Annotated in this window: 31 protein-coding genes, 2 pseudogenes and 2 riboswitches; of the genes and pseudogenes, 6 read left to right on the plus strand and 27 right to left on the minus strand. The window is 38.8% G+C overall.

The features are described 5' to 3' along the window. Positions 1 to 21: 21 nt before the first annotated feature. The 6 genes and pseudogenes from CFK37_RS17890 to CFK37_RS17915 all read right to left on the minus strand — a co-directional run bounded on the left by CFK37_RS17890 (position 22) and on the right by CFK37_RS17915 (position 5,307). Positions 22 to 1,095 carry a serine hydrolase gene (locus tag CFK37_RS17890; protein WP_089063155.1) on the minus strand — a complete coding sequence of 358 codons (1,074 nt, stop codon included), beginning with the start codon at positions 1,093 to 1,095 and terminating at the stop codon, positions 22 to 24. Positions 1,096 to 1,294: 199 nt separating this feature from the next. After that, a complete protein-coding gene (locus CFK37_RS17895) occupies positions 1,295 to 2,635 on the minus strand; it encodes an MATE family efflux transporter (protein ID WP_089063156.1) in 1,341 nt (446 codons plus the stop codon). Between the two features lie 253 nt (positions 2,636 to 2,888). After that, positions 2,889 to 3,299: a hypothetical protein gene (locus tag CFK37_RS17900; protein ID WP_089063157.1), complete on the minus strand. Its 411-nt coding sequence runs from the start codon at positions 3,297 to 3,299 to the stop codon at positions 2,889 to 2,891. 500 nt (positions 3,300 to 3,799) lie between these two features. Further along, positions 3,800 to 4,334: pseudogene (locus CFK37_RS17905) on the minus strand (AAA family ATPase). Positions 4,335 to 4,652: 318 nt separating this feature from the next. After that, positions 4,653 to 4,811 carry an NUDIX hydrolase gene (locus CFK37_RS20235; protein WP_172840430.1) on the minus strand — a complete coding sequence of 53 codons (159 nt, stop codon included), beginning with the start codon at positions 4,809 to 4,811 and terminating at the stop codon, positions 4,653 to 4,655. 16 nt (positions 4,812 to 4,827) lie between these two features. Further along, entirely contained in the window at positions 4,828 to 5,307 is a 480-nt protein-coding gene (locus CFK37_RS17915; RefSeq protein WP_425445350.1) for an aminotransferase class III-fold pyridoxal phosphate-dependent enzyme, read from the minus strand. Between CFK37_RS17915 and CFK37_RS17920 the strand changes: the two are divergent. The 3 genes and pseudogenes from CFK37_RS17920 to CFK37_RS17930 all read left to right on the plus strand — a co-directional run. Beyond that, positions 5,295 to 6,227, plus strand: a pseudogene (locus CFK37_RS17920) (aminotransferase class III-fold pyridoxal phosphate-dependent enzyme); the annotation flags it as partial. The gene CFK37_RS17915 and the pseudogene CFK37_RS17920 overlap by 13 nt on opposite strands. After that, a complete protein-coding gene (gene bioD / locus CFK37_RS17925) occupies positions 6,208 to 6,933 on the plus strand; it encodes a dethiobiotin synthase (protein ID WP_089063159.1) in 726 nt (241 codons plus the stop codon). The pseudogene CFK37_RS17920 and the gene bioD, both read left to right, overlap by 20 nt. A 40-nt stretch (positions 6,934 to 6,973) precedes the next feature. Next, positions 6,974 to 7,570 (plus strand): biotin transporter BioY, encoded by a 597-nt coding sequence (locus CFK37_RS17930; RefSeq protein ID WP_425445351.1) that lies wholly within the window; start codon positions 6,974 to 6,976, stop codon positions 7,568 to 7,570. Positions 7,571 to 7,678: 108 nt separating this feature from the next. Here CFK37_RS17930 and CFK37_RS17935 read toward each other — a convergent pair whose 3' ends face one another. Genes CFK37_RS17935 through CFK37_RS17950 form a run of 4 tightly spaced genes read right to left on the minus strand, consistent with a single transcriptional unit; the run spans position 7,679 to position 9,352 of the window. Continuing rightward, positions 7,679 to 8,266 carry a GNAT family N-acetyltransferase gene (locus CFK37_RS17935; RefSeq protein WP_245837253.1) on the minus strand — a complete coding sequence of 196 codons (588 nt, stop codon included), beginning with the start codon at positions 8,264 to 8,266 and terminating at the stop codon, positions 7,679 to 7,681. Positions 8,267 to 8,273: 7 nt separating this feature from the next. Next, entirely contained in the window at positions 8,274 to 8,705 is a 432-nt protein-coding gene (locus tag CFK37_RS17940; RefSeq protein ID WP_089063160.1) for a cytidine deaminase, read from the minus strand. 34 nt (positions 8,706 to 8,739) lie between these two features. Further along, positions 8,740 to 8,985, minus strand: a complete 246-nt coding sequence (locus CFK37_RS17945; RefSeq protein WP_089063161.1) for a hypothetical protein — start codon at positions 8,983 to 8,985, stop codon at positions 8,740 to 8,742. A gap of 22 nt (positions 8,986 to 9,007) precedes the next feature. Continuing rightward, on the minus strand, positions 9,008 to 9,352 hold the full coding sequence (locus tag CFK37_RS17950) for a DUF4181 domain-containing protein (RefSeq protein ID WP_089063162.1): 345 nt from the start codon (positions 9,350 to 9,352) through the stop codon (positions 9,008 to 9,010). Between the two features lie 449 nt (positions 9,353 to 9,801). On the opposite strand from CFK37_RS17950, the gene CFK37_RS17955 reads away from it, so the two are divergent. Both CFK37_RS17955 and sda read left to right on the plus strand, forming a co-directional pair. Further along, complete coding sequence (locus tag CFK37_RS17955) at positions 9,802 to 10,170, plus strand: YhjD family protein (protein WP_089063163.1); 369 nt, start codon at positions 9,802 to 9,804, stop codon at positions 10,168 to 10,170. Positions 10,171 to 10,338: 168 nt separating this feature from the next. Then, entirely contained in the window at positions 10,339 to 10,467 is a 129-nt protein-coding gene (sda, locus tag CFK37_RS20040; protein ID WP_157724892.1) for a sporulation histidine kinase inhibitor Sda, read from the plus strand. Positions 10,468 to 10,544: 77 nt separating this feature from the next. Here sda and CFK37_RS17965 read toward each other — a convergent pair whose 3' ends face one another. The 12 genes from CFK37_RS17965 to CFK37_RS18020 all read right to left on the minus strand — a co-directional run bounded on the left by CFK37_RS17965 (position 10,545) and on the right by CFK37_RS18020 (position 18,143). Then, positions 10,545 to 11,066, minus strand: a complete 522-nt coding sequence (locus tag CFK37_RS17965; RefSeq protein WP_089063165.1) for a P-loop NTPase family protein — start codon at positions 11,064 to 11,066, stop codon at positions 10,545 to 10,547. A gap of 112 nt (positions 11,067 to 11,178) precedes the next feature. Beyond that, entirely contained in the window at positions 11,179 to 11,403 is a 225-nt protein-coding gene (locus tag CFK37_RS17970; protein ID WP_089063166.1) for a hypothetical protein, read from the minus strand. Between the two features lie 55 nt (positions 11,404 to 11,458). Next, positions 11,459 to 11,830 (minus strand): hypothetical protein, encoded by a 372-nt coding sequence (locus CFK37_RS17975; RefSeq protein ID WP_089063167.1) that lies wholly within the window; start codon positions 11,828 to 11,830, stop codon positions 11,459 to 11,461. Positions 11,831 to 11,999: 169 nt separating this feature from the next. Further along, a complete protein-coding gene (locus CFK37_RS17980) occupies positions 12,000 to 12,914 on the minus strand; it encodes an ABC transporter ATP-binding protein (protein WP_245837254.1) in 915 nt (304 codons plus the stop codon). Then, a complete protein-coding gene (locus tag CFK37_RS17985; RefSeq protein ID WP_089063168.1) occupies positions 12,915 to 13,613 on the minus strand; it encodes an ABC transporter permease in 699 nt (232 codons plus the stop codon). 26 nt (positions 13,614 to 13,639) lie between these two features. Next, on the minus strand, positions 13,640 to 13,927 hold the full coding sequence (locus tag CFK37_RS17990; RefSeq protein ID WP_089063169.1) for a hypothetical protein: 288 nt from the start codon (positions 13,925 to 13,927) through the stop codon (positions 13,640 to 13,642). Then, the gene (locus tag CFK37_RS17995) at positions 13,927 to 14,226 is read right to left on the minus strand and encodes a DUF2089 family protein (protein WP_089063170.1); all 300 of its coding nucleotides are present in this window, start codon (positions 14,224 to 14,226) and stop codon (positions 13,927 to 13,929) included. The genes CFK37_RS17990 and CFK37_RS17995 overlap by 1 nt, the downstream gene beginning before the upstream one ends. Before the next feature lie 182 nt (positions 14,227 to 14,408). After that, positions 14,409 to 15,428 carry a thiazole biosynthesis adenylyltransferase ThiF gene (locus CFK37_RS18000; RefSeq protein ID WP_089063171.1) on the minus strand — a complete coding sequence of 340 codons (1,020 nt, stop codon included), beginning with the start codon at positions 15,426 to 15,428 and terminating at the stop codon, positions 14,409 to 14,411. Then, entirely contained in the window at positions 15,428 to 16,195 is a 768-nt protein-coding gene (locus CFK37_RS18005) for a thiazole synthase (protein ID WP_089063172.1), read from the minus strand. The genes CFK37_RS18000 and CFK37_RS18005 overlap by 1 nt, the downstream gene beginning before the upstream one ends. Position 16,196: 1 nt before the next feature. Continuing rightward, positions 16,197 to 16,400, minus strand: a complete 204-nt coding sequence (gene thiS / locus CFK37_RS18010; RefSeq protein WP_089063173.1) for a sulfur carrier protein ThiS — start codon at positions 16,398 to 16,400, stop codon at positions 16,197 to 16,199. Next, positions 16,397 to 17,515 (minus strand): glycine oxidase ThiO, encoded by a 1,119-nt coding sequence (gene thiO, locus CFK37_RS18015; RefSeq protein WP_089063174.1) that lies wholly within the window; start codon positions 17,513 to 17,515, stop codon positions 16,397 to 16,399. The genes thiS and thiO overlap by 4 nt, the downstream gene beginning before the upstream one ends. Beyond that, entirely contained in the window at positions 17,499 to 18,143 is a 645-nt protein-coding gene (locus CFK37_RS18020; RefSeq protein ID WP_089063175.1) for a thiamine phosphate synthase, read from the minus strand. The genes thiO and CFK37_RS18020 overlap by 17 nt, the downstream gene beginning before the upstream one ends. An 81-nt stretch (positions 18,144 to 18,224) precedes the next feature. Then, a riboswitch (TPP riboswitch) is annotated at positions 18,225 to 18,332 on the minus strand. 84 nt (positions 18,333 to 18,416) lie between these two features. Beyond that, positions 18,417 to 18,531: riboswitch (TPP riboswitch) on the minus strand. Positions 18,532 to 18,711: 180 nt separating this feature from the next. On the opposite strand from CFK37_RS18020, the gene CFK37_RS18025 reads away from it, so the two are divergent. After that, positions 18,712 to 19,938: a helix-turn-helix domain-containing protein gene (locus CFK37_RS18025; RefSeq protein ID WP_089063176.1), complete on the plus strand. Its 1,227-nt coding sequence runs from the start codon at positions 18,712 to 18,714 to the stop codon at positions 19,936 to 19,938. A 635-nt stretch (positions 19,939 to 20,573) separates the two neighbouring features. Here CFK37_RS18025 and CFK37_RS18030 read toward each other — a convergent pair. From CFK37_RS18030 to CFK37_RS18050, 5 genes are all read right to left on the minus strand, one after another. Beyond that, positions 20,574 to 22,235 (minus strand): M4 family metallopeptidase, encoded by a 1,662-nt coding sequence (locus CFK37_RS18030; RefSeq protein ID WP_089063177.1) that lies wholly within the window; start codon positions 22,233 to 22,235, stop codon positions 20,574 to 20,576. Positions 22,236 to 22,286: 51 nt separating this feature from the next. Continuing rightward, entirely contained in the window at positions 22,287 to 22,880 is a 594-nt protein-coding gene (locus tag CFK37_RS18035) for a CalY family protein (RefSeq protein ID WP_089063178.1), read from the minus strand. Positions 22,881 to 23,111: 231 nt separating this feature from the next. Continuing rightward, complete coding sequence (gene sipW, locus CFK37_RS18040; protein WP_089063712.1) at positions 23,112 to 23,669, minus strand: signal peptidase I SipW; 558 nt, start codon at positions 23,667 to 23,669, stop codon at positions 23,112 to 23,114. Then, on the minus strand, positions 23,641 to 24,465 hold the full coding sequence (locus CFK37_RS18045; protein WP_089063179.1) for a DUF4047 domain-containing protein: 825 nt from the start codon (positions 24,463 to 24,465) through the stop codon (positions 23,641 to 23,643). The genes sipW and CFK37_RS18045 overlap by 29 nt, the downstream gene beginning before the upstream one ends. 319 nt (positions 24,466 to 24,784) lie before the next feature. Then, on the minus strand, positions 24,785 to 25,342 hold the full coding sequence (locus CFK37_RS18050; protein WP_089063180.1) for a cupin domain-containing protein: 558 nt from the start codon (positions 25,340 to 25,342) through the stop codon (positions 24,785 to 24,787). Positions 25,343 to 25,346: the final 4 nt, after the last annotated feature.

Genomic DNA, 25,346 nt, shown 5'->3' on the forward strand with positions numbered 1-25,346 from the left:
AAAATACGCTCGCATAAAACGTTATTCTGACAACTCCTTCTTCACCTTCTCTCTAAAGTCAATATCTTTAGCTATACCAATAACAAAGCTATTCAGTATATTTTTAATCCAGTATAATTCTCCCCCCTTATCGTCTTCCAGGAAAAAACTAACGCAGATTGTTTGACCCTGACTTTCTTTGTACAAGGCAGAAGTTAAAACAAATAAGGTGGCGCCACCCTTATACCAAAAGAGGTCATCCTGATTATCTCGAATGTTGTCACCAAGCACTATTTTGCTGAACAATTTTTTCTCCTTCGCGGTTAGGAGGTCTTTTCCAAGCTTAAACATCAGATCAGCGTATTCCCTGGTTGTCGATGAAGCATATTTTTTGGTAGTTGCAAGTTGAATTTTATGATCCAACATTTTAGGAACTTTATCTTTTAGAGTCTGGCAGTTGACTTTCGCCATTTTCAAGAATAATTTTTCCGATAGCTTTTGATAAGAATACAGATTCAATGATTTAATTTTTTCTGCTGCTATTTTCTTTTTGTCTGATAAATAACCTGGAATCAGAACGGATGGCGTTAAAAAAGTGATTTTGTCATGATTATCCACCCGAAGTTCATTTAGACTAACATTAATACGTTCTATTCCTATTTTACCTATAAGGTAATCGGTACAGGCATTCGAACTGAATTGCATCATGCCTTTTGCCACTTCTAGCAAAGATGCTTCATCGGGATTACCTATAGACATTTTCCACCTAGGATGGGCGCCTCCGTCCGTGTTTTCGATATAAAATTTATCAAGATCATTCATTTTTATTTTATCCGTTAGGGTAAGTTGGCCAATTTCGGCCAGTTTAACCAATTTATAAGCAATAATTATTTTTATGGTGCTCGCTAATGGAAATCTTTTATCTGAATTTAGCGCCAATGTATCCAGACCATCTTCTTTTATGGTGATTGATGCACAATTTTTATGTTTTATTAAGTACTTTAACAAGTCATTTTTATCCTTCTTAGAATTGCGCTTGTTCGTTAGGATTCCTAATCCTATAAAGCTGATAATAAATAAAAATAAAGTTCCGACTACCGCTATAAAGATTGTCATGTATACTGCTCCTAAGATTATATTAATCTTTTTAAAATATTGCTGAATGCTTCCTTCAAGTTAATATTAACATAAAATTCCAATAATATTATAAAAAGTTTTATACACATGAAATAAACATCACAACTATGTCATGATGTTTATTTCACCCACTGCGAAAACGCAATATCCTGTATAATATTAAACAAATCTTCCTTGCTCAATAACTTCTGCTTTTTTCCATAACATTTCGCCTTGAGAATATTAACAGTGTTATTGCCACTATTCCTTCAGCAACCGGCAGTGCCAGCCAAACTCCTGATATGCCAAACCATAGCGGTAAAGCATACAGCGCAGCAAGCAAAAGGATGAATCCACGAAATACTGTAATTCCAATAGAAGGTCCGACATACCCAATTGATTGGAAATATGTCATATAAATAAAGTTCGTGCCCATGAATAAATAGCCAATGAAGAACAGCCTGATTCCCTTCGCTGTCAAGGTAACAATGTCCGGTGATGTTATTCCGAAAATCGAAACTAGAAATTCTGCACCAAAATAACCAATCCCTATAAATATCACGCCCAAGATGAGTCCACTCCACTCAGCAACTTTCACGGTCTCTTTGATTTTATCACCATCTTTTGACCCATAATAAAAACTAATCATTGGCTGAATGGATTGACCAATTCCGATAAATGCCAAGAACATGAACGTGTGTAAATAATTGATGACGGAGAATGCAGCAAGTCCGTTGGTTCCGGCATAATAAGCGATAGCAATATTATAGCCCATAACAAACAAACCCGTGCCAGCTTCTGACAAAAAGCTAGGTAAACCAATAAGGCTGATCTGCTTAATATCCCTCCAGGACCATTTTTCTTTGATGAATTTCAAACCACAATCCTTTTTCAAAAAATGTGTCAAATAAACAAGCAGCCCTGCTAAGGTTGCTATGACCGTTGCTAGGGCAGACCCGGTCACTTCCCAATCCAATATGAAAACCATCCAATAATTCAGCGCGATATTCAATAAGGCAGTAACAATCAAACCAACCATTGCCAGCTGTGGATCACCATCATTCCGAACAAAAACACTCATACAATTTTCCAAGGCAACCACTAAACCAAACATCAACAGAATACGCATATAGTCCATTGTGTATGGCAATGTCTCTTCATTTGCACCGAAAAAAAGTGCAAGAGGTTCCATAAATAAATAACTGATTGTACTAATTAAAATAATAATAATTGTGATGAAAACGATGGATATCGTAAAAATACGTTGTGCCTTCTGAGTGTTTCCTTCTCCCATCGCATTGGAATAAAGCGTTCCTCCGCCGACTCCGATCAATAGCGAAATTGAAATAATAATCGAATATACTGGTACAGCCACATTGACACTTGCCAATGCCACGGACCCAACGCCATGCCCTACAAAAATACCATCCGCAACAATATTGACCGACATCAGCATCATACCGAACAATGTCGGGATAAAATATTGATAAAAAGTTTTCACGGCTGATTGCGACTGCAGTCGGTCAGTTAAACGACTCATAAGGCACACCTCTTTCATTTTAGTATTCTATAAACCCTGTAATCCAAAGGACAATAACTCCCAAAAATGAATATCAGTCATTTTTAATTTAAACAAAATGTATTGGAGGCTATCCAATACATATTTTCCACGAATTAAAACACAGTAAATGAATGACTGTCATTCATTATATAGCGAATGTTGAGTGAATGTCAAACAGGAATTAATAGTACAAGAACCGTTCGTCTGGAGAGAATAAAAATTCCCATAACAATCAGGTTCTCATCCCTTTTTCCTCATACCAACGGATCATTCTCCAGTTACCATCCATTTCTTTTCGCCAAACCTCAAGCGATAAAGCTCTAACCAATATATGTTGTTCCTTATTTTGATGAATAACTTCATACGAAACAGCCGCTTCATTTGCTGACTGTGGAACAATTTTGAGCCCCGTATATATAAATTGAATATCTTTATCTTTATAATACTCGGCTGCCAATCGATTCCCCTCTTTTATTCCCTCAACATCATATCTCTCCAGTTCCCCAACCCATGGCATATAAAGCAACCCTTGAAAATCATCAGAATAAAAGCTATTCATTTCTTCAAATAAACCCTCCGAAAAATTCTGGTGCAATTCCATCATTTTATATACCTTGGTTGATACTTCCTGCTCTATAGTCAAGTTTAATCGCCTCTTTGTCTAATTAATTTAATTTCCCAATTTTATAAGATTTGTCCCGCTTGTGTTATAGCCTTTATCCCATAAAGTTAGATAAATAATATAAAAAACAATAGGTCCCCAATGCACTAATGCCTGTAGCTAAAACTGCCATTAATAGTATAGGATTCTTTTTTGACCGAAATAAATAAAAAATAGATAAGCACAAACTAACTAGAAAAAAGACAATCCACAGACTATTTAATGTTAAAGAAGTTTTAAAATCAATAAGGAAATTTGCTATGTAGAAAATATTGATCAAAAGCAACAAAGACAAAATAAATATCCTCAAAATTCCACTCCCTTACACTTTAGACGTGTTTTTGAATAATTTCTTTAAATCAATATTAACACAATATTCCAATGCTATTACCCAAAATGGACCTCTTAAGATTCTTTTCTTAATGTTTTCCATTAGCTAATAATGGGGAAATAAAATCTTCCGGTATTACTGAATTGCGCAATTATCCACTACTAGAAAAATCAATTATTTCCTCAATAACAGAAAGAATCTCATCCGCATTTTTAACTACAAATAGGCAGTCCGCTTCACCTTCCGTTGGTGTTATTATGTCACCTATATCAGTCTCATTCTGTTGCCTGTTCAGCACTTCCGTAAAGGTCGAAACTGTTCTTAATATCTTTGTACTGCGATTACTTTTTGCAATCCGCTCTCTTAGTATAGGATCTGGAATATCAAAATTTACAAGAATGCTGGCAAAGCCTTTATTATGGTAATGGTCGAGCAGATTCAAACGACTTTGCCGGTTCCGGTTCGAGTTGCATAGAATCAGATGGCAATTGGTCTCTTTAACTGCATAATCAACAATAGTTTGTGTTAGAGCGTATTTGATTGTATTAGGTCCTTGTTTCGACACTAACTTTTGGTAATTAGTATCGAGGAATTCTGCATGGTTATCTTGGTCAATCACAATTGAGTTGTTGTTCTAACACCTTGGCAAATGTAGTTTTACCACTATGTGTTTTTCCGACTGTCATAATTATATTTTAAGTACCCCTTATAAAAACGGTTATTTTGTATTAGGCTTTTCACTTTTTTTTGAAAGTATTTCAGCCTGTTTATCTATGTAAGCTATGTTCACTAACCACAGTATGCTTATGATTATGTACCAGATTGCTAAAATAGAAAGGTTGTCTGTTATGTTAATCCACAGGGGTTTAGAGGTGAAGAGGTATCCCCAGATAAGTGATATAGCCAAATACATAATAGGCGCAATTATATGTACGAAAGCATATAGAAATTTTTTAACTTTACCCGTACTCAAAGTGTTCCCTCCCTTCTTGACTACTTTAACATTATTTCCCTTTATGCCTGAACAAGGATTGTACCTTTAAGGCAATCTCTTTCGGCCTAACATCAATTAGTGACAGCTTTTTTATATCAACCCATACCGGCAAATATGTACCCCTGTTCCTTTTTTCATCCGTATATTCTTCTCCTAGCCCCGTACCCATAATCCCTTCAATTATTTCAGCCAGAAAAAAAGTGAGTACCGTTAAAATTAACCTTTTCGAGACGCTCACCAATTTTGACATTAACGCCTAATTCCTCTAATGCTGTATCACCATGGTAGCCATTCTTCATGGTGAGAAATTTATTTTTTCCGTCTACTCCTTTATTTATCCAATAGTGAAATGCCATCTTCAAAGCAATCTCAACTGCTTCGGCCCCGCTGTCGGAATAAAATACCCGATCCAGTCCCTCCGGCGTAATATGTATAAGCCGTTCCGCTAATTCTGTTGCAGGAACGTTGGTCATTCCCAACAAGGTAGAATGAGAGATTTTTTCCATCTGCTTTTGAATAGCCTTGTCAAGCTCCTTTTTCCGATGGCCATGTACGTTTAACCACACAGATGAAAACCCGTCGAAATACTCCTTTCCTTTCGTATCCGTTAATTTTACGCCCGCTCCGCTTTCAATAATGAGCGGGTCATTAATATAGTCCTTCATCTGTCGGTGCGATTAGTGTTGGTGCAGTGGATATTTTCCATAAAATCTACCAGCCGCTTTTATTTGATAGTTTCAAAGTGCCGTACCCTAATGTTTACAGACATCCAAGCGACAACCCCGACATTTGTCGTGACGAATGTTTAGCAGTCTTAGAAAAAAAACTGGCTGATCACCATGAGGAAATCGCTGCTGTGACAGTGGAGTCGATGATGCAAGGGGCTGGGGGTATGAATCTGATGCCAGCAGGATACTTATCCAATGTCGAACATCTGTGCAAGAAATACGATGTGTTACTTATTTTGGATGAAGTCGCAACTGGCTTTGGGCGGACAGGTGAAATGTTTGCCTGTCAGCATGAAGGTGTTGTTCCGGATATTTTAACTATTGGCAAAGGGATTACAGGTGGTTATCTGCCAATCGCAGCAACTCTTGCTTCAGAAGAAATTTATGAAGCATTTTATGACGATTATACGAAACTGAAAACATTATTTCACGGTCATTCCTATACAGGAAACCAACTCGGTTGTGCTGTAGCACTTGCGAATTTAGAGCTATTCGACAGGGATAATATTGTTCAAAATGTGAAACAAAAATCCCAGTTAATCCACGATGAGCTAAGTACATTTTACGAATTAAAACATGTTGGTGACATCAGACAGTTAGGATTCATGGCTGGAATTGAGCTTGTAGCAGATAAGGAAACAAAACAGTCTTTTCCTTTCGATCAGCGAGTCAGTTATAACGTAACATTAAAAATGCGTGAGCTTGGCATGCTGTCTCGTCCAGTCGGTGAAACAATCGTCTTTATGCCCCCTCTTTGCAGCTCGAAAGAGGAATTGCGGGCGATGATTGCTATTATGAAACAAGCGATTCAAAGTGTTACAGAAGGGGCTGCGGTTCATGCAAATTCACCTAAATAACGGAATTAGTACAAAGCATAATGGCTTTTTTGTTACAGGAACGGATACAGATATCGGTAAAACATTTGTGACAGCTGGCATAGCCGCCTCATTAAAAAATCAGGGGGTGGATGTCGGTGTGTTCAAGCCAATGTTAAGCGGTGTCAGTCGGGATAACTCCAATAGTGATGCTGCCATTTTAAGAGCCATGTCTGGAGATGGTAGTCCAATTGAAAGGGTAAATCCATTTCAATTCAATGATCCTCTTGCCCCCTATGTTGCAGCGGAACGGGAGCGAAGATCGGTTGGATTAGATGATGTTATAGCCTCCTGGAAAGAAGTTAAGGACAAGCATCGATTCTTCATGATTGAAGGTGCTGGTGGCCTTGCTGTGCCGTTAGGTGAGCGTTTTCTTGTTGCGGACCTTGCCAAAGCGATAGGTTATCCACTGTTAATTGTTGCACGCCCACATCTAGGGACTGTCAATCATACCTTGTTAACAATTTCGTTTGCACGGAATCTTGGAATTGAAATTGCCGGCATTATCATTAACGGTATAAAGAAACACGATAATGGGGTCGCTGAACAGACAAATCCTGAATTGATCGAAAAGTTTTCAGAAGTGCCTGTGCTTGGAACCATTCCATGGGTTAATTCGCCTAATCACCAAGCAATCAGAGAAGCGGTTGAAGAGAATATTTCCTTTCAAAGAATGCTAGAAAAATAGGATCTTACGGCCCGTGTTGTTAAATAGAAGGAGTGATTTTTTGCAAACGAAACAGCATTTTCGGACGATTGATATAACAATGTGCAGCATTTTTGTGGCTTTAACAGCTTTCGGAGCAAACATTACCTCTTTTGTCCCATTTCTGCAGATTGGTGGTGTACCTATTACGTTACAGACCTATTTCTGCATTCTTTCCGGTACCATCCTTGGCAGCCGGCTTGGGGCAACCGCCATGAGTGTGTATCTGTTTGCAGGGGTCATCGGCCTTCCAATCTTTGCCGGGTTTAAAGGTGGGATTGGAGCAATCTTTAGTCCAACATTTGGATTTATTATTTCATTTATTGCTGTTGCATATGTAACCGGTAAATGGATTGAGTGGAAACAAAACCCGAGTTTGCTAACTTTCATTACAGCATCCTTTCTCGGCCTTATTTTTAATTATGTAATCGGTACAAACTATATGTATTTGGCTTTAACCTATTGGCTTGAGGCTCCTGCGGGGTTCAGTTATGCGCAAGCATGGTTGATTATGCTCGCCTATCTGCCCGTTGATGTGCTTACCATATTTATTGCTGGCCTTACAGCTCCCAAAGTTCACCGTGCTCTGCATAAAACAAATAAATCATTTGCATTATAAATGAAATTACTATCACAAAAAAAAAAAAAAATATTTAGTAATTGATAGCTATTGCACCGCTAAACTGCGGTGTTTTTTTATTACCTTATATCCGTTGAGGAACATTCATTATACTGTGGAATACACATGTACGTCTTTTCCACCCAATACAATTTCCCTATCTAATCCCATTCCTATTTTCTTTGCGACTTTTTGAGAAGCCAAATTATCTGGTTGAATTAATGAAATAAATCTTTGTTTATCAAGGTATTTATTTCCATATTCCAAAAGTGCCTTAGCTGATTCTGTTGCATATCCTTTTCCCCAATGTTTATGGGAGATCCAATAACCTATCTCTATTTCCTGATTTCCTTCAATGGTTTGCGGAACCAAGCCTGCGTGTCCAATCAGCGTATCGTTCTCTTTATTAACTAGAGCCAATAACCCCAGATCTTCACCAAGTTCATATGTACGATATATCCAGTTTAAAAAATCTATCCCTTCCGCTTTATCCCTTGTCTTCCCATTTCCGATAAATCTCACTACTTCAGGGTCCGACAATAAGGACATAATAAAATCAAAATCGTTATCGTTGTATGGCCGAAATAGTAACCTTTCAGAGACAATAGGCAATTTATTCATTCCTTTCTTTAAAATTATTAAACCAATTTTCCGTGGAAACCACCAAAAAGCGATTGTCATATTAAACAATCGCACTAGTTCACTATTCTATATCACTTGTATATTTTTCTGGCAGTAACTCCATTACATTACATTTTACTAAGTCATCATTATAGGAAAGGATTACATCCGTGTTTTTACCGTAATCACTTATTAGTTCACGGCACATACCACATGGGGCCACCACCCAACATTTCTCAATGGTTTCATGTGAATGCGGATGTGCAACGGCTACAATTGTCTCAAATTCGTGCTCCCCTTCAGATATAGACTTTCCAAGAGCCATCGCTTCGCCACATACAGCTATTCTGCCGACATTTGCTTCAAGATGTACCGCTGCAAAAACCTTGCCGGATGTTGTTCTTACTGCTGAACCAATGTGATGTCTTCCATATTTATAATTCTTTTCAATTACCTTTTCCGCCGCTATAATCAGTTCATAATCCTTATTCTCCAAAGGCCTAACATTTAACATACAAATCCCCCTTTATTTAGAAATGCATCCTCCATTACTCCCCGATCATAAACAGATCATCTTCTAATATATTTTCGCCCCCACCTCTTTCATAGCTGCCATTATTATCTGTCGAGATATTTTTATCAGTGCCTACATCATAATCCGTTGTATCCTCATAAAAATAATCACTGATAACTAAATATCCTGCAACAGCCACCAGTGCAAACGCACCAGCAAACGCCGTACCTATAAAGGTTTTAAATACGACACTTATGACCGTTTTTCCCTTGCCCTTCATCTTATCCCCTCCCTGTTTTTGACTAGAACATAAAAATAAAAAAGTAAATCAAGCCAAGCATTAGTACAATTAGGGAAACAACATATTGCTTCGATCCCTTCAAAAACTTCCATTCCATAAAGGATTGAAAGCTTTGTGCTATTATAATGAAACTAAGCCAAAACCATTTCATAACATTTTCGTTAAAAATGTCCAGAGAAAACAAGAAATAAATACTGATTACCCCAATTATAACCATTCCCCACCGATGCACATTTTTACCTAATGTTTCAGAAATTTCTTTCTTTTTTCTTCCTAGAAATAATTTATTTAGTAAAAAATTAGCAACAAGGATGAATACCACTAAAATTGATGCTGGAATACCCACTCAAAAATCCACCTTATTTTACTATTTGAAGGAACCTTGTTCAAGCATTGTTAAAAAAGTGGAACCGTTCACAGTTTCTTCCTATTTTAACATAAATAACCAATTATCTGTTATCTGTATTTATATATAGACCTTAATTTTCAAAAAGCTATCATTTGAAAAAAATAACATTGATATTCGGTTGATTCTTGCATATAATAGGAACAAACGTTCCTGTTATACAGGAGGAATCACATGAATAATTTCTTAATTCGAGCAATCGAACGTAAAGAAAAAATCGAATTGACCTATATAGATAAAAATAATCAGATGTCACAGCGAATAATTAACGTGATATAAATTACCGACGATCGAATCTTAGCTTATTGCTATACGAAGCAAACAGTCCGTACATTTAGGCTGGATAGCGTTCTTTCTGTAGATAAGATCCGGATTAGGATGGGTGCCTGATGGAAAAAACAATACATGACTTTATTATATTACCACTTGCCTTAAAAGTATTTCGCAGGGATTATCAGGCTTTTAAAGTTTCAAAAGTAGGTAATGTTTACCTGGATAAGCTGGATACTGTCATTGATCAGCTGCAGAAAGATATAAACCTTGTCAAACATCAATTGATTACGGTGCACCATATTGATGTGAAGTATTATGGTAAAGAAAACGGTGTTATCAAATATATGTGCAAGAAAAATAATGAACCAGGAATCGTCGAATTTACGCCTATGGAATTGAAAGAATTGACAGGTAAAGTTATGCGCGTTTATTTGTATGGAGATAAATCAGTTGAATTTGAACATAAAGAACGTGCTTGGGAATAAACAGTGTTTACGAGGTGGAAAGTATCCCTGTTGAGGGGATCCTTTACCTCAAACTAAGACCTGCCACAACAAAACTTGTACAATTTATGCTTTATGTGTTGTATATATTGTAAATTTTTAGTAAACTATTTAATGGTTTTAAAAGAATTTATGGGAGGAAATTTACTCATGGAAAACTTATCTGATGCATTACTTATTGAAGCATACTACAAAACAAAAGAGTTCAACCTGGAATCGGACTTCACTAAACTGATAATAGACGAATTAAAAAGCCGCACCATACATTTCATTGACTAAACCATTCACAATAACAGTACCTTTATCTGAAAGGTGCTTTTTCCACCAATTGTAAACCCTTTCATCTCAAAAATGTTCTAATGTATATCCTTTAAAAACGAACTGATTTCCTTTTTTCCTTTTAGAATATGAATGCTTTTTTTAGAACCTAATGTTTGGAAGTATCGAAACCTAGCCTGCATATTCCTTTTGCGTGGATAATATGTAGTGCAAATAAATCGAATGAAATCCCAGTCTAATTTGTCCGGACACCCTTCCCCAAGATCTGGTCGGGTTTTCCCCCTATTTTTTAACCATCGCTTCATAACTCGAAAAAGACATAGATACAGCGGATGTTCTAAATATACAATGGTATCCGCGTATTCCGCTCTAATATCATACGTTTTACTATAATTGCCTTCCATTATCCATTGATTGCTGGTTTGAACAATTTTCCTTTGAGGTGCAGCGAATTCCTCAAATGAAGCTTCCACCCATCCTGGCTTCCAGAACATCGCATCCAGATGATAAACTTCGATTTTTAAGGCTCTGCCCAATTCCTTCGCGAACGTAGATTTCCCTGCACCAGCCGATACTCCTATTACCATTATTTTATCCATTTATCATCTGCACCTCTTTTCATTATAATGGTGACTAACTCCTGCCCTTTCACCGTTGTGGTTCAGTATAATCAATTAGCACTTTTCAATTTTCCAAAAACCTTTCCAGTTCTCAATTCCCATTATTATTCTTTTTCCTATTCATTATAATAAAGACCAAGATTATTAAATACGCGATTATTCCACCTATCATCGACGATACCCATGGTCCCCAATCAAATTTATCAATCCACATACCTTTTGCTACAAATGCAATTGTAATACCAATTAAAGTTCCAAGTAACATCAAGGGTAACGATTTTAATCTTTCCATAAAATTGCTTCCCTCGTTTTTCATATCTTTACTCCCTCATAATGGATATTCAAATCTTCGCAGGTCATTAAATAAAATCTTAGTTTGGGTCCAATGGAAAAGCTTCTTCTTTCCCCTTCCCCCATTCAATCACTACTTGGATGGATGCTTCCGGATTCGTCACAGCACATCCTGAACATGCAGATGATACCTTAACAATTGCACCTTTGTGTCTCTTCCCATTTAGAACCGTTTCGCCGTCATTTATAACAATTTTCAAATTCTCAATTACCGTATCTTCTGTTGCTTTTTTATATTTAAAAGTATATTCTCCATCTTCTCTTGTATCCCCAATAACAGCATTATACTGTCCTTTCCAATGTTCACTCTCCCCACTAAACTGAATATTCTTATCAGTACAACCCGAGACAACCAAAAGTAAAAGAACGAAAAGCAACAGAAGTCTTTTCACACAATCACTCCATTTAAATTTTTCCGTTCATATATCTTTCGCTTCACTTCTTTTATCAATCCAATGATATCATAATATTCTGTAATCGGGAAGGAAAGAATAACCCTTTTCCATCTTTTAGTACCTGTTATTTCTTGGACAACCAATCGGCCTCTGGAAGAATTAATTTTTAAGTATTCATGAAAACATCCTCTAATGAGGTTTGTTCCACCTTCATTTCATACAGTCGTGTACCTGAATCAATTAACTTCTTTGATAGAATTGGTATGTCATCGTCCGAAGCAATATGTAACATGCTGTAGTCCTTTTTTGTTCCAAGAAAAGAAACATCTATTTCAAGTTTTTCAGCTAACTCTTGAACAAAATCAGCATGCAGCATTGGTTTTGTCCGAACAAAGATTGTAAGCCCAGTTTCTGTCCCCTCTTTCAACTGACGAGGTGTTCCAACCTTTTTGATAATTCCATCACTTAATATACCAACTCGATCACTTATTTTATCGATTTCATCAAGATTATGGGATGTAAGCAAAATGGTCTTTCCCTGTTCTTGTAACCCTGTGACTAATTGGCGTATCTTAATTGCCGATTCTGGGTCAAGTCCGGAGGTTGGCTCATCCAGAATAATTATTTCGGTATCTCCCAGTAATGCCTGGGCAATACTAATTTTCTTTTTCATGCCAAATGAATAGGCCTTGATTTTCTTGCGCTCTGCCCCTTCCAGACCTACATCCTTCATAAGGGATTCATAGTCTTCTTTACTACGGTGATCTCCTACTAATCCTCCCATATAACGCAGAAATTCAATCCCTCTCATATTTTCGTACAAATTCGAGATGTCAGGCATAACACCCATGCTTTTTTTTACACTATCAATCTGACTATCGGGAACACCCAGTATGTCAAAGGAACCGGAACTTTTAACGCTAATCCCTGTTAAAGTATGTATAAAGGTTGATTTACCTGCACCATTATGACCAACAAACCCGAACACTTCCCCTTGATGAATTGTTAGGTTGATGCCCTTTAATACTTGTGTATTTCTATAGTTTTTCGTTAATTGATTTACCTTCAATATCTCCATCATTTATAAATCCCTTCTCTGTATGATATAAATGGATAGTAAAATATAAACAATCCCGGTAGCCATTGGAATGAGCATAAAGCCAACTGAGCCTTCCAAATAATTGTACGGTAAAAGATACCTGAATGGCAGTAGATACCACCTGTCCACTACTGACGCAATCAATCCTATAATTGGTAGCGTAATACCAAGTAAAATACCTAGGAACATCGTTAGTTTTGTCTTTGTAATCACGGTGGAGATTAACAATACGAAACTAACAATATAAAATATGAATAGTAACGATTGAAAATAGTCTTTTGGAAACCATGACTCAGCAATGATGGATAGAATTGAAAAGGAAATGGACACGGTAACAACCCAAAATAGCATAGCTCCGCAAAATTTCCCCAGCATTACTTGCCATCTGGACGTTTTTGTAACGAGTAATCGCATCGTTTTCATCTCCGTTTCCCTGTTGATGATGTCGTGGGATGTTGCAAAAACGAATAAAAAGCCAAACATCAGCACAATTAGTGCAATTGCTGCAGTATATGCCGACCCAGCTTCCCCACCATTTTCGATCAGTTTGTCGATTATGCCAGGATTATTTTCAATAAATTTCGCAGACTGGTACGAAACGAATGTAATAAATAGTACAATTAATATGGATCGCACACTTTTGAAAGAATCAATAAACTCTCTCTTTAATACATGAATCACATTTGCCACTCCTATCTTTTCATCACCTATTTCATATCATAGGACTTCATTTTTTCTAATTCTTTTTTCCTTTTATCCTTTATTGCCTCCCTGCCCTGTATCCATTCACCAAGAAAAATAGCCAATCCCAAAATAAGAGTGGTATAAAAGGAAAAGCCTTCTCCATCTCCGACTTCATTATAGACCCATCCAAACATAATAATCGTAAAAGCCACTGGCAAAATGGCACCAAAGTACACATTTGGTCTTCTGGCAAGGAAATATTGGACCGCTACTATAAAAAATCCAAGTACAAGTTTGTAAAAGTCTTCCATTATCTATCACCTTTCTCCTGTTTATATTTTTCAATAATTAATTTTGCATCCTCTATGCTGATCCGGTCGTCAATCGAAAGCCCCTTGATAAATTTAACAAAGTTCTCATTATCCACAGCATCATTTAATGTTACCTTCTGGATTAACCGATCAAGTCTAATTCGAACTGTCGGATAGGATACATCATACACCTTTGCAATTTCTTTTAAGGAACCCGAATTCAGAACAAACCTTTTAATGAATTCTAAGTCTTCTTCATCTAATGTTAAAACCCAATTCGGTACATTTTTTATCTCCATCTTTCCACCTCTTTCTTTTATAGATTACCACATATTTTAATAAAATGAAACTATATTTTAATATTGTTAATTATTATTCATAACATACATTAAATATAATTAATAAAAACATAGAAAACCCTGTCTTTGAAAAGTTAATCAAAAACAGGACCTGATTGGTTTACTTCCTATAAACTTTGTATCTATCCAAAAAACTGGTGGTAAAGAGTTTTTGCTTTTGCAACATCATTTGTTCCATGAACAAGAGCCCGCCCATCCTTAAACAAGACCAGCCGCTTTTCATCAATGATAAAGGAAAGCAGAAATGGATTCCGTTTCACCTTTCTGCCTAGTCCGTAAAGGGTTTCAGCTATCTTTTCCAAATTGCGTTCTTCCATGTTCGATGGCCTTATTTGAACAGTGTTCCTTCCGCATAACACCGCAGTTTTCGTTTGATTTTCATATGAAAGAAAGGGATAAGTAGGTTGTGATCCACACGTGGTGCATTCCGTATTTTTCATAACGGAAATGTCCATGGCAACCTGCTCGTTTTTCCATAGATCATATGAAACTAATTTATTCTGTAAAACACTCCAATTTTCTGTCACTATCTTTAGTGCTTCCGTTGTTTGCTGAACGACTACCATATTAGCTGCAGGACTAATGATCCCGGCTGTGTCACAGGTCAATCCGCCAAGGGGGACAGTTTCCATTAAACAGTGCAGGCAGGGTGTTTCACCCGGGATAATCGTGTAGCTGATGGCGTAGCTCCCGACACAGGAGCCATAAATCCAGGGAATCCGGTGCTTATGTGCTATGTCATTAATTATCATCCGGATATCAAAATTATCGGTAGCATCAAGAATTAGATCGACCCCTGCTATTAGTTGTTCGAACTCTAATGGGGTGACATCAGCAACATGTGCTGCAATCTCAACCTCCGAATTAATCTGTTTTAACCGTTCTTTTGCTGCAATGGCTTTTGGAATTCCACGCTTGGCATCTTCCTCAACATAAAGCTGTTGACGCTGCAAGTTGCTCCACTCGACATAATCCCGGTCCACAATGGTTAGCTTGCCGATGCCGGCGCGAACAAGCACTTCAGCATTTCCCGTACCAAGTGCACCTGCTCCAACAATTAGGACATGTTTCGCCGCTATTTTTTGCTGTCCCTCGATTCCAATTGGCGCAAACAACATTTGTCTTGAATAACGATTATCCATTACCCAATACTTATTCCTTCTGTCGGACTGCTTGCTGTTGCATAGCGTTTCCTTGGAATTCTTCCTGCTTCATAGCCAAGACGTCCTGCTTCAATACCTAGTTTCATTGCTTCAGCCATTCTGACTGGGTCCTTCGCTTGTGAAACAGCAGTATTTAACAGAACTGCATCCGCGCCGAGATCCATGGCCAGGGAGGCATCCGCTGGTGAACCAATACCAGCATCTACAATGACCGGAATATTTGCCTGCTCCACAATAAAGCGCATATTAGTAGGATTAATAATTCCCTGTCCGGAGCCAATTGGCGAAGCCCCCGGCATGACCGCATGGGCGCCAATTTCCTCCAGTTTTTTTGACAGGACAACATCACATGACGTATATGGCAATACGATGAATCCTTCTTTCACTAGGGTTTCGGTTGCTTTTAATGTCTCAACAGGATCCGGCAGTAATGTTTTATCGCACCCGATCACCTCTACTTTAATCATGTCACAGAGGCCGGACGCCTTTGCCAATCTAGCAGTACGGACCGCTTCTTTAGCTGTTTTCGCACCCGCTGTATTTGGTAATAACTGATAGCGATTAAGGTCTATCTTCTCTAAAAAATTTGGTTGCGATGCATCAAAAACATTCATACGCCGCACAGAAAACGTCAGTACTTCTGTTCCCGACACATCTACTGCTTCCTTTTGAATATCCATATTCGGATATTTACCAGTACCTAAAAATAATCGTGAATGAAACTGCTTTTCGCCTATTGTTAACACATCAACCGCCTCCTACAAATTGTACTAATTCCAGTTTGTCTCCATTTTTAATTCCTTGATGATCGTGATGTTCCCGGTTTAAAATCTCCCCATTGTGTTCAACAATCACAACCTGCTGATTCAGGTTAAAATGCATCATGACATCTCTAACAGATGTTACGTCTTCAGGTAAAGGAATGACCTTTCCATTTATTGTCAGGTTCACTCAACCACCTCCTTCCAGATTCGTTCAATGCCAAAAGGATTGTCGTTCACTTTTCCATCTATTATGTCCGCGATTAACACACCGGTTATGGGGGCAAGCAATATCCCATTCCTGTAATGACCAGTAGCAATCAATAGCCCTGGAACGTGTGAGTGTTCGCTAATATACGGTAGCCCATCAGCAGTCTTGGGTCGAATACCGGACCATGCCTGTTCCCATGTGGCATCCTTTATAGCAGGAATGACCTTCTGAGCGTTCGCAATTAATTCCGATAAGCTTACTAGACTAACCGATTCGTCAAAGATCTCCGGCTTTTGGGTAGCACCAATAATTAACCTTCCGCCAGCCTTGGGAACAATATAACCCGAAGTAGAATAAATACTTGATGTTACCAATTGTCCCGAAATTTTAACCGAAAAGCATTCACCCTTTACCGGATGCCCTGGCAAAAAGATATTTACCTTCTTCGTCAGCTCCTGGCTCCAAGCTCCTCCAGCAACAACAACGTGTTCCGTAAAATAACTGTTGGTTTGCGTTTGCACACCAACAATACGATCATTTTCTTTGATAAAATCCTGAACCTTCCGATACTCGAGAATATCCACCCCCAAAATCTTTGCGGAACGGGCGAACGCCTTCGCTAATTGTGGTGCGGAAACCTGACCATCTTTTTTCACATACATTCCACCAAAGATGTCATCAGCTAATGCTGGCTCCTGTACATGAACCTTTTCTTGTGAGAGCCATTCAGCCTGTTCGCCCTGCGACTGATGAAAGGCAGCCGTTTTCTTTAGTTGTTCGCCTTCTTCATGTGTTTGAGCCACTTTTAAAATTCCGCTCTGAATCAACTCGATGTCAATCCCGGATAAATTTTTTAATTCCGTTGCTAGATTCGGAAACATGTCTCTGCTTCGACTTGCAAGACTATAAAGGGGATTGTTTTCTTCCAATTCAGCCTGTGCCCCCAGCATCCCGGCAGCCGCACTTGACGCTTTGCTAGCCAATTGGTCCTTTTCTAAGATTAATACACTGTAATGGCGTTTAGCCAACTGAAATGCTATGGAACTCCCAATCACGCCACCACCGATAACAATTACATCATAATTTTGGTTCATCCTTACACCTGCCTTCTGCATATGTGCTGTTTTTTAATGCTTTTTGATAGGCTAGGGCAGCCTTTAGGGGATCATCAGCCAATAGGACTCCTGACAGTACAGCGATCCCGCTTGCCCCATTTTGAATCACATCGCTTGTGTTAGCGGGCGTGATTCCACCGATTGCTATTACTGGGATGGGAACCCGTTCAACCATCTCTCTCAAACTAGCAAGCCCTTTCGGTTTCATTCCAGGCTTTGACTGCGTTTCAAAGATATGACCAAAAAGTAGATAATCAGCTCCATGTTTTGCTGCAGCCACTCCCTTTGCAGTATGATGCACCGAACAGCCAATCCTTAGGTGATTATAGTACCTGTTTACCAACTCCACTCCCATACTTTGATCGCTTAGCTGGACACCACGCGTGTTCATGGCATGTGCAACGTCGACACGATCATTAATCATAATTTTTTCCGTTGGCACCCCAGCAACACTAAGTGACTTAACCCCTTGAATCAATTCATGTGCCGACCATGATTTCTCCCGTAGATGGAAATAATCAATGAATGGATGGATCTGCCTCATGATTGACGTTACTGTTTTAAGTGATTGTTTACCTGTTGAAATGACATGTAATTCTCCGCTCACGTATGCTCCCCACCCTCCTCACTAAAAAAACCACTTTCCATCGTAGGGAAAGTGGTTGGAATGGTCTTTCAGTATAAACGTCATGTCATCCCATTACTTCCCTCCGTTGGCGCAAACCAGATCAGGTTCAAAGGGTCCCAAGGTCTCACCTTGATCTCAGCCATTTTAAAGGCACCCCTAGTAGATATGTTTTTTGTTTTTTTATCAAATTGAAAAAGCCGGATCCAGAATTGGCTCTGGACCCGGCTAATATGTATGCAGAAGTATTATTGGTGATGATTCATCTAACTTCCCCACGCTGGTATGATCCAGATCAGGTCCGAAGAGTCAGGAAACTTTATCGCGTTCCCTTCTCAGCCCTGCTTATTGGGCACCCCTAGCTTTTTTATTCAATTTATCTACAGTATATAGAAATTCCAGTAAATGTCAAACCCTTGAGGTTGTTAAAGGCGACAGTAAAAAGTTATATGTTATAATTAACTTAAACTATCAGAAAAAACAAACAAAGGAAAGCGGACAGACACCTGTGTATAGACTAAAAGGAGGTCCAGGAATTAGGGGGGTACACATGGATATAGGAAAAATCATAAAATTTTATCGCGAAAAATCAGGGATGACACAGGTTCAGCTCGGGAAAGGGATTTGCTCTGTTACACATATAAGTAAAATTGAACTTGGGCAAACACACTGCTCCAATGAAATTATTACCTTGTTAGCCAAGCGTCTTAACATCAATATCGAAACTGAAATTAAAACGATTAAGGCAACGAACCTGCGGCTGGAACAATGGCTTGAAGCGCTTATTATGCAATGGGATCAAGAGATTGAGACAATCAAACAAGAATTGGAGCGAAGTGACCACATCGCAATATCCGGCCGTCTTACTTTCTATAAATTACTCAAGGCAAGATATTACCTCTTACACGAAGAGAATGATCGAGCCGGGGACATCCTCAGCGATATACGAAGTCAAGATACGCTGCTGTCACCATTTGAAGACAATTTCAAAAAACATGTCTTGGGGATCCTGCATTTAAGGAATCAGGAGTATGTCAAAGCCATTGATTCGCTTAAATCAATCCATAATGATGAATACAATAACTCGGAATACTATTACCATCTAGCGGTAGCCTATGATAATAATAACGGGAAACACATGGCTTATTCCTATGCAGTAAAAGCACTGAAATACTTTAAAAAAACCAATAACTTCTTAAAAGTAATTGATTCCGAAATGTTGCTGTTAATCTTGCAAAGTCAGGAAACACTACATGACTTCCATGACAGGTTAAAGAAATACAACGCATTAATTCAAACCTGTGAGTTGTGCAATAATACACCAAGAAAAGCGACAGTTCTCCACAACATGGCCTATGAATATTTTACAAGATCAGATTATAAAACAGCCGGTGGCCTGTATAAACAATCGATGGTTCTGAAGGAAAAAGAATCGGATAAATACTTACTATCACTCGAGGGTTATATTCAAAGCTGTGCACGCGGGAAACTGGTATCTGATGAGGAGTTACTGAAGGACGCGATGGCCGGATTACATAGTGCAAAACGCATGAATGCATCACTGTTTATCCATCTTTTTAACCTGACAGTATTATTAATAAATAGTGATGAAGAAACGTATGTTAGCTACTTAAAAGATCATGCGTTACCATTCTTTAAACTAACTGGCCATATCTTTTTGATTAATCGATCCCAGAAAGAACTCTTCTATTACTATTCAAAAACAGAGCAGCTCGATCAAGCGGTAAAAGTTGCACATACCGTTTTAGAACATTAATGAAGGGGGCTGGGACAAAAGTGTTTTAGCCAGAGAGAAATCCGAACTATGATTCGAAATTCTTTGTTAGAATTTGAAGTAGTTCGGATTTTTTCTTGTCTGTTTTTGTAAACTTAAGGCTAAAAAGTATGCGCTGGATTGTTTTCCGCTGCGGACCGTTGCTTTCCGCGGGCACGGCTTCAGCCTCCTCGTGAAAACCACTCTGCGGGGTCTTCAGCTCGCGCTGTTCCCGCAGGAGTCAACGGTCCTCCGCTCCAAACAATCACGTAATAGTGGACTTACTATATAGTACTGTTATCTACTGACATATTAGCGGAGGAAAAACACGGAGACTCCTCGAAAAAGAAAAGCACTTTTTCTTCGTGCGATGCTTATTCGGGGAAGCATTCCTTGTCCTGTGGGAGCAGAAGCCTAGATGAGACCCCGGAGAGCGTAAGCTCGAGGAGGCTCATCAGCTGCCCACGGAAAGCGCAGTGTTTTTCCGCAGCGGTGACAGGGCACCGAACATGATAGTAGTTTATGTCAACTGCTTATTAAGATCCGATTGTTGAAAAGAAACATTCTAAACTTCCTATCCCTTGATCGTTCGTCTTTTGAGTTGGACATTTTAGTTTTGTCCCAGCCCCCTCGTTTTATTATTCTACACCAACGGCATTGTAGGCATCATTGACAGCTTCAACTTCTGCAGATGATGCTCCGTAAATGTCAGTTGCGGCTTTCACTGCGGCTTGACGCATCATGCTGAAATCCGATGTTGCCGTCAAATATTTTGTAAGCGCACGATAATAGATTTGCTCTGTTGCTTTGCGTCCTACACCTTCAACCTTCACATCATAATGTGTTCCGCCTTCTGAAATCAGGTATGCTGCTTTATTATTAATACTGGAGTTAATATGAACGCCGCCATTGTCTTCTTCACCTGTATACCGCTTGCTGTAATGGTCAGGATATGGTCCTGTCAAGGCGTTTGTGTAGGATGCCGGATCTTTCAATGTACGGAGCGCATCCCCTTCCACTCCAGGTGTATATACATCTTCCCCAAGCTTCCAATCTTCACGGTCAACCATCGCACCGAAAATGTCGGAAATGGATTCATTCAATGCACCGGATTCATTTTCATAAACCAGACCAGCTGTAACATCTGTAATGGCATGGGTTAGCTCATGACCAATAACATCTTTCGCGCCGGATAATGACATGAATACTTCACCATCACCGTCTCCATACATCATTTGTTTTCCATTCCAAGCCGCATTGTTCCAGCCGGTGCCAATATGAACGGAAGATATTAGTTTAGCCCCTTGGTCATCATACGAATCGCGGCCAAATGTGTCCTGATAATAATCATATACTTCTGCTGCATTTACCTGTGCTGAAACCGCAGCAGGGTCCGAGAAGAATTTATGATCACTTGTTATCTCTTCACCAGTGTAGCCTAATAGCTGGGAAAGCAGGTTAAAAATGAATGGTCCTGTGTGTTGGGCATGGAATGTATGGATACCGTCACCACGTGATCCATCAAATAAGAAATAGTTTCCATCTTCTCCTTTTTCGATGCCAAACATTTCTTTATTACCAAGGACACCTTCTCCAAATCCAGTAACCGAATCGATTTCATTGATCATATTAATCACTTTTCCATTCGTTGCATCAACGAAATAGTGCCAATAGCCTGGTGCAGGTTCTGAAGTTGATGCCTTCACAAGGTATGCAAGATGGAATTCCCCATTATGTTCATAAACATATAACTTGTTGCTAATATCGCCGTCATAGTTTTCAACATGGCCAATTTCTTTGTCAATCGCCTGCTTCGCTATGTCGACAGCTTCATCGCCAGAGATGGAAGCTTCAGTTGGGATTTCTTTATCCTCTAGGTTAGGAACAACTTGCCCAAAGAATGCTGTCACATGATTTTTCTCATTCAGACTAATGGTTTGATCAGATCCGTATACAGGGATCCCGTCATATTGTTCAACAAGCCTGAAGTGATAGCTTCCCGTTTCCTTATCAGCCTTGTGTCCAACCACTTTAAAATGATTTTTCGAATCGCCTTGCAGCTTAAACAATTCCTTTTTTGCATTAAGGAAAGCGAATGCTATTTCTTTTTTGGTTAATGGTTCAGTTTTCGTTAATGATTTTGGTTGTGGCGCTTCCCAGTTTCCAATGATGTAGGATGGGGTATTGTATTTCTCATTAAAATCCATCGTTTTCTCATCAGCAAAAGCAGTTCCTGCTGAAGCAAATCCTCCTAAAGCGAGGGATAGAGCCAATGTAGAAGAAACAATTTTTCCTTTCAAGATAAAACACTCCTTTAGTTAGTTGAATTTTTTTCATTCTGTTCGATAAGCTTAAATATCTTTACCTTCACCTTGTGTTGCGTTGAAATTCCATTCAACTTCTAATTGGTCCCCTTGGAAAACGTTTTGGTCTTTGCCGTTATCGACAAATTCAAATTCTACCCATAATTCATTTGCTGAACCAGCTGTAAGCCCGCCTTTTTGTTCCCACAATGGATCCCATACTTCTTTTTGAACAACATCCGGATCCATATTTTTCAACTCATGCAGTGTTGTTTGAAAAACGGGTTCACTTTCCTTATCCCAGTTAAATAAGAAATTTACCCTGATATGCTTGCCAAAGTCTTCGGCTGCATTGTCACCTTTTGCATCCACCACTTTGTAGTCTGTTAATAGATTCACAGTGTCAATTTTCAAACTGCCACTATTTGTTAGCTTGAACTCCCGGACCATCGTATCACCCGGCTTCATATTACTTACATCAATAATTTTAGCGGGGTCAATCGATAAATCCAGTGTTCCAGCAGCGAACGTATTGTTCGTGGTCTCCGTATCGCTAAAATAAGCGAACGTTCCCCCTCCAATCAGTGATAAACCGAGTGATGCTGTCATAACCCCCATGCCTAGCTTTTTCTTCATGCTCATTCCAATTTCCTCCCTTTGAATTTGTTTTATCGCAGTTTGACGGTCAATAATCCCCTACATCAAAAAGTAAGGTGGACTAAAAAGAATGTTAAGTAGGGGAAAACTGACCGTACAAGCCCGATTGGTTCAACTAACATTCAGTGGGAAAATTGAAAACCCCCACCGAATGAAGTTTCACTTTATATTAAACTTTTATGTATTGATGAAACACATAAAAAGAATAACCAGTTTTTAAATAGAGTGACCCTCTTTCTTTCCTTCAATCTCCCGTATTGCCTTAAAAATAGATATTGCGGAATATAGCACCAGAACGATACCGGGAACAATCAGTAGTAAAGCAGCCCCGGCCTTTGAGTTCGCATAGTTTAACAAGTAACCTACATACGGGATGGTAAAGTCCACATAGTTTCCAATCACATTCTTTGCAAGTACGCTGTCTACATCAGCAGCACCATTATGATCGCCTTTCGTAGTATAAATTGTTTCGCCATTCACTGTTTTCTTATCTACAATTCTATGAGTAATGATCATCTCGTCTTTGGCATGAAAGGTAATTACATCCCCCTGCTTAAACGTTGATCCATCATCGGTTGGTTTTATTGCGATAATGGAACCAGTCTGAAATTCAGGCTCCATCGAACCGGAAAGCACAGTTTTTATCTGGTACCCAAAAATTGTTGGTTCACCCGCACTCGCCTTTGCGGAAATAACGATAATTGCGAGACAGACCATTACAACAATCATGAAATACGTAACCACTCTACTTAGTATTCGCAGTGACTTCTTCACCCTTTTCATTGGACTCCCCTTCCTTTTGCTCCGTTGGTATTTCTCTCTTGGCTGGTTCTGCTTCGGTAGTCGGTTGTTCTTCTATTTCTGGCTCTGGTGGCTCCTCTTGTGACGTTTCTTCTGGCGGTTCTTCTAGCGGTTTTTCTGTTGGTTTTTCCGTCGCCTTTTCTGTTTTTTCTCTAGATGTTTCTTTAATAGAATCATTGCCCTTTACTGCTGTCTTTTCTTTACTAGGCGTTTTTTCCGTTGTTGCCGATTGCGGTGGTGTTTTGGAATAACTGTCAGAATTCTGCTTCGGTTTCTTCATAGCCTTTTTTAGCTTGCTAATTAAGTGATCCAATCGTTGGATATCAACCGTTTCACTGGTAGTCTGGTAGATTCCAGTAATATTCACTAATCCATCCTGTAAAAATTGGAATTGTTTAGCAGCAGCCTGTTGATCATACGCTTTTATTTGGTTGTAGTTTTTTTTTATAACTTGTTGTCTACCCATAATGGTTTCCCGCTTTGCCTTCAGCTTCGACAGATTAGCTTTAACCTCTTGTAATGATAGGTTTTCAGTTTGGACCTGTAACGCGGATGTATAGATATGATTCACTTGCTCCGCTATTTCCTTTGTCTCTTTCACAAGCCCTTCGATTGTTCTTGGAAAAACGATGGCAGCTGTGATCGAGGTTGTTGTTGTCTCTCGATCTACAAATACCGCTTCCGTTTCATCCACAGCATAGGAAGCAATATAAAATGTGATACAACATAAACAAAGCAGCACGATATACGGTTGTTTCTTTAAATTCATTGATTCACCTGCATTTCTTTTGCTCTAGGAAAAATCATAAACCACCTAACTCACTATTGTAAATAGGGGGAATTTTCATAAAAATTATGTCGAATAACCTGGAAAACGGTAGCTATTGTGATGAAAACATTATAAAAATGTAGTAAATCAGCAATAATTCAATTTCCACCCCCCAAAAGAACGAATTCAATCCCCCAACAAGTACTAAACTACCATGCAGTAACTAGTTATGATAACCTAATTTGACCGTTAAAAAGGGTGCAAATCCTTATTCAGGAAATGCACCCTTTTTGAAAAGCATATTTTTTTATAAAGATTTCTATCCTTCCTCTGCCATTGCATCAGCCTTTGTTTGGTGAACAGTGCCAAATGGATGCTCGGGAGGGGCGTAAATCGTATAAAGCTTAAGCGGTTCATTCCCCGTATTGGTTAAATTATGCCATTTGCCAGCTGGCACCATGATTGCGTAATCAGCTGAAACATGTTTTTCAAAGTTTAGATTATCCTTCGTATCACCCATCTGTACAATTCCATGCCCCTCTTCAATCCGTAAAAATTGATCTACATTTGGATGGGCCTCTAAACCAATATCTTCCCCAACATTAAGACTCATCAGAACTACCTGCAAATGATCTCCTGTCCATAAAGCGGTACGATACGTATTGTTTTGCTCAGCCGCCCCTTCAATATTCACTGCAAATGGTTCTTTTCCATAATCCTTTAACGCAATATTCCTTTCCTCATTAAAATGATAACCATATTGTTGGGCATACTCGTATTCATTTACAAAAGGTTGTGACACAGCATACCTTTCATAAGTGTACACTGGTACGTTTGCGTAATACTGACATGGACACCTACAAGAAACATAGTACATCTTC

Origin of the sequence: Virgibacillus phasianinus (assembly GCF_002216775.1) — a bacterium.
GTDB classification, from domain to species: domain Bacteria; phylum Bacillota; class Bacilli; order Bacillales; family Amphibacillaceae; genus Virgibacillus_F; species Virgibacillus_F phasianinus.

Bases quoted from the DNA above. Each gene is read 5' to 3' on its own strand.
- CFK37_RS17890 (WP_089063155.1), bottom strand. From the start codon at position 1,095: ATGACAATCTTTATAGCGGTAGTCGGAACTTTATTTTTATTTATTATC.
- CFK37_RS17895 (WP_089063156.1), bottom strand. From the start codon at position 2,635: ATGAGTCGTTTAACTGACCGACTGCAGTCGCAATCAGCCGTGAAAACT.
- CFK37_RS20235 (WP_172840430.1), bottom strand. From the start codon at position 4,811: ATGGGTACGGGGCTAGGAGAAGAATATACGGATGAAAAAAGGAACAGG.
- CFK37_RS17915 (WP_425445350.1), bottom strand. From the start codon at position 5,307: ATGAAGGACTATATTAATGACCCGCTCATTATTGAAAGCGGAGCGGGC.
- bioD (WP_089063159.1), top strand. From the start codon at position 6,208: ATGCAAATTCACCTAAATAACGGAATTAGTACAAAGCATAATGGCTTT.
- CFK37_RS17940 (WP_089063160.1), bottom strand. From the start codon at position 8,705: ATGTTAAATGTTAGGCCTTTGGAGAATAAGGATTATGAACTGATTATA.
- CFK37_RS17945 (WP_089063161.1), bottom strand. From the start codon at position 8,985: ATGAAGGGCAAGGGAAAAACGGTCATAAGTGTCGTATTTAAAACCTTT.
- CFK37_RS17955 (WP_089063163.1), top strand. From the start codon at position 9,802: ATGGAAAAAACAATACATGACTTTATTATATTACCACTTGCCTTAAAA.
- sda (WP_157724892.1), top strand. From the start codon at position 10,339: ATGGAAAACTTATCTGATGCATTACTTATTGAAGCATACTACAAAACA.
- CFK37_RS17965 (WP_089063165.1), bottom strand. From the start codon at position 11,066: ATGGATAAAATAATGGTAATAGGAGTATCGGCTGGTGCAGGGAAATCT.
- CFK37_RS17970 (WP_089063166.1), bottom strand. From the start codon at position 11,403: ATGAAAAACGAGGGAAGCAATTTTATGGAAAGATTAAAATCGTTACCC.
- CFK37_RS17980 (WP_245837254.1), bottom strand. From the start codon at position 12,914: ATGATGGAGATATTGAAGGTAAATCAATTAACGAAAAACTATAGAAAT.
- CFK37_RS17990 (WP_089063169.1), bottom strand. From the start codon at position 13,927: ATGGAAGACTTTTACAAACTTGTACTTGGATTTTTTATAGTAGCGGTC.
- CFK37_RS17995 (WP_089063170.1), bottom strand. From the start codon at position 14,226: ATGGAGATAAAAAATGTACCGAATTGGGTTTTAACATTAGATGAAGAA.
- CFK37_RS18000 (WP_089063171.1), bottom strand. From the start codon at position 15,428: ATGGATAATCGTTATTCAAGACAAATGTTGTTTGCGCCAATTGGAATC.
- thiO (WP_089063174.1), bottom strand. From the start codon at position 17,515: ATGAACCAAAATTATGATGTAATTGTTATCGGTGGTGGCGTGATTGGG.
- CFK37_RS18025 (WP_089063176.1), top strand. From the start codon at position 18,712: ATGGATATAGGAAAAATCATAAAATTTTATCGCGAAAAATCAGGGATG.
- CFK37_RS18035 (WP_089063178.1), bottom strand. From the start codon at position 22,880: ATGAGCATGAAGAAAAAGCTAGGCATGGGGGTTATGACAGCATCACTC.
- CFK37_RS18045 (WP_089063179.1), bottom strand. From the start codon at position 24,465: ATGAATTTAAAGAAACAACCGTATATCGTGCTGCTTTGTTTATGTTGT.
- CFK37_RS18050 (WP_089063180.1), bottom strand. From the start codon at position 25,342: ATGTACTATGTTTCTTGTAGGTGTCCATGTCAGTATTACGCAAACGTA.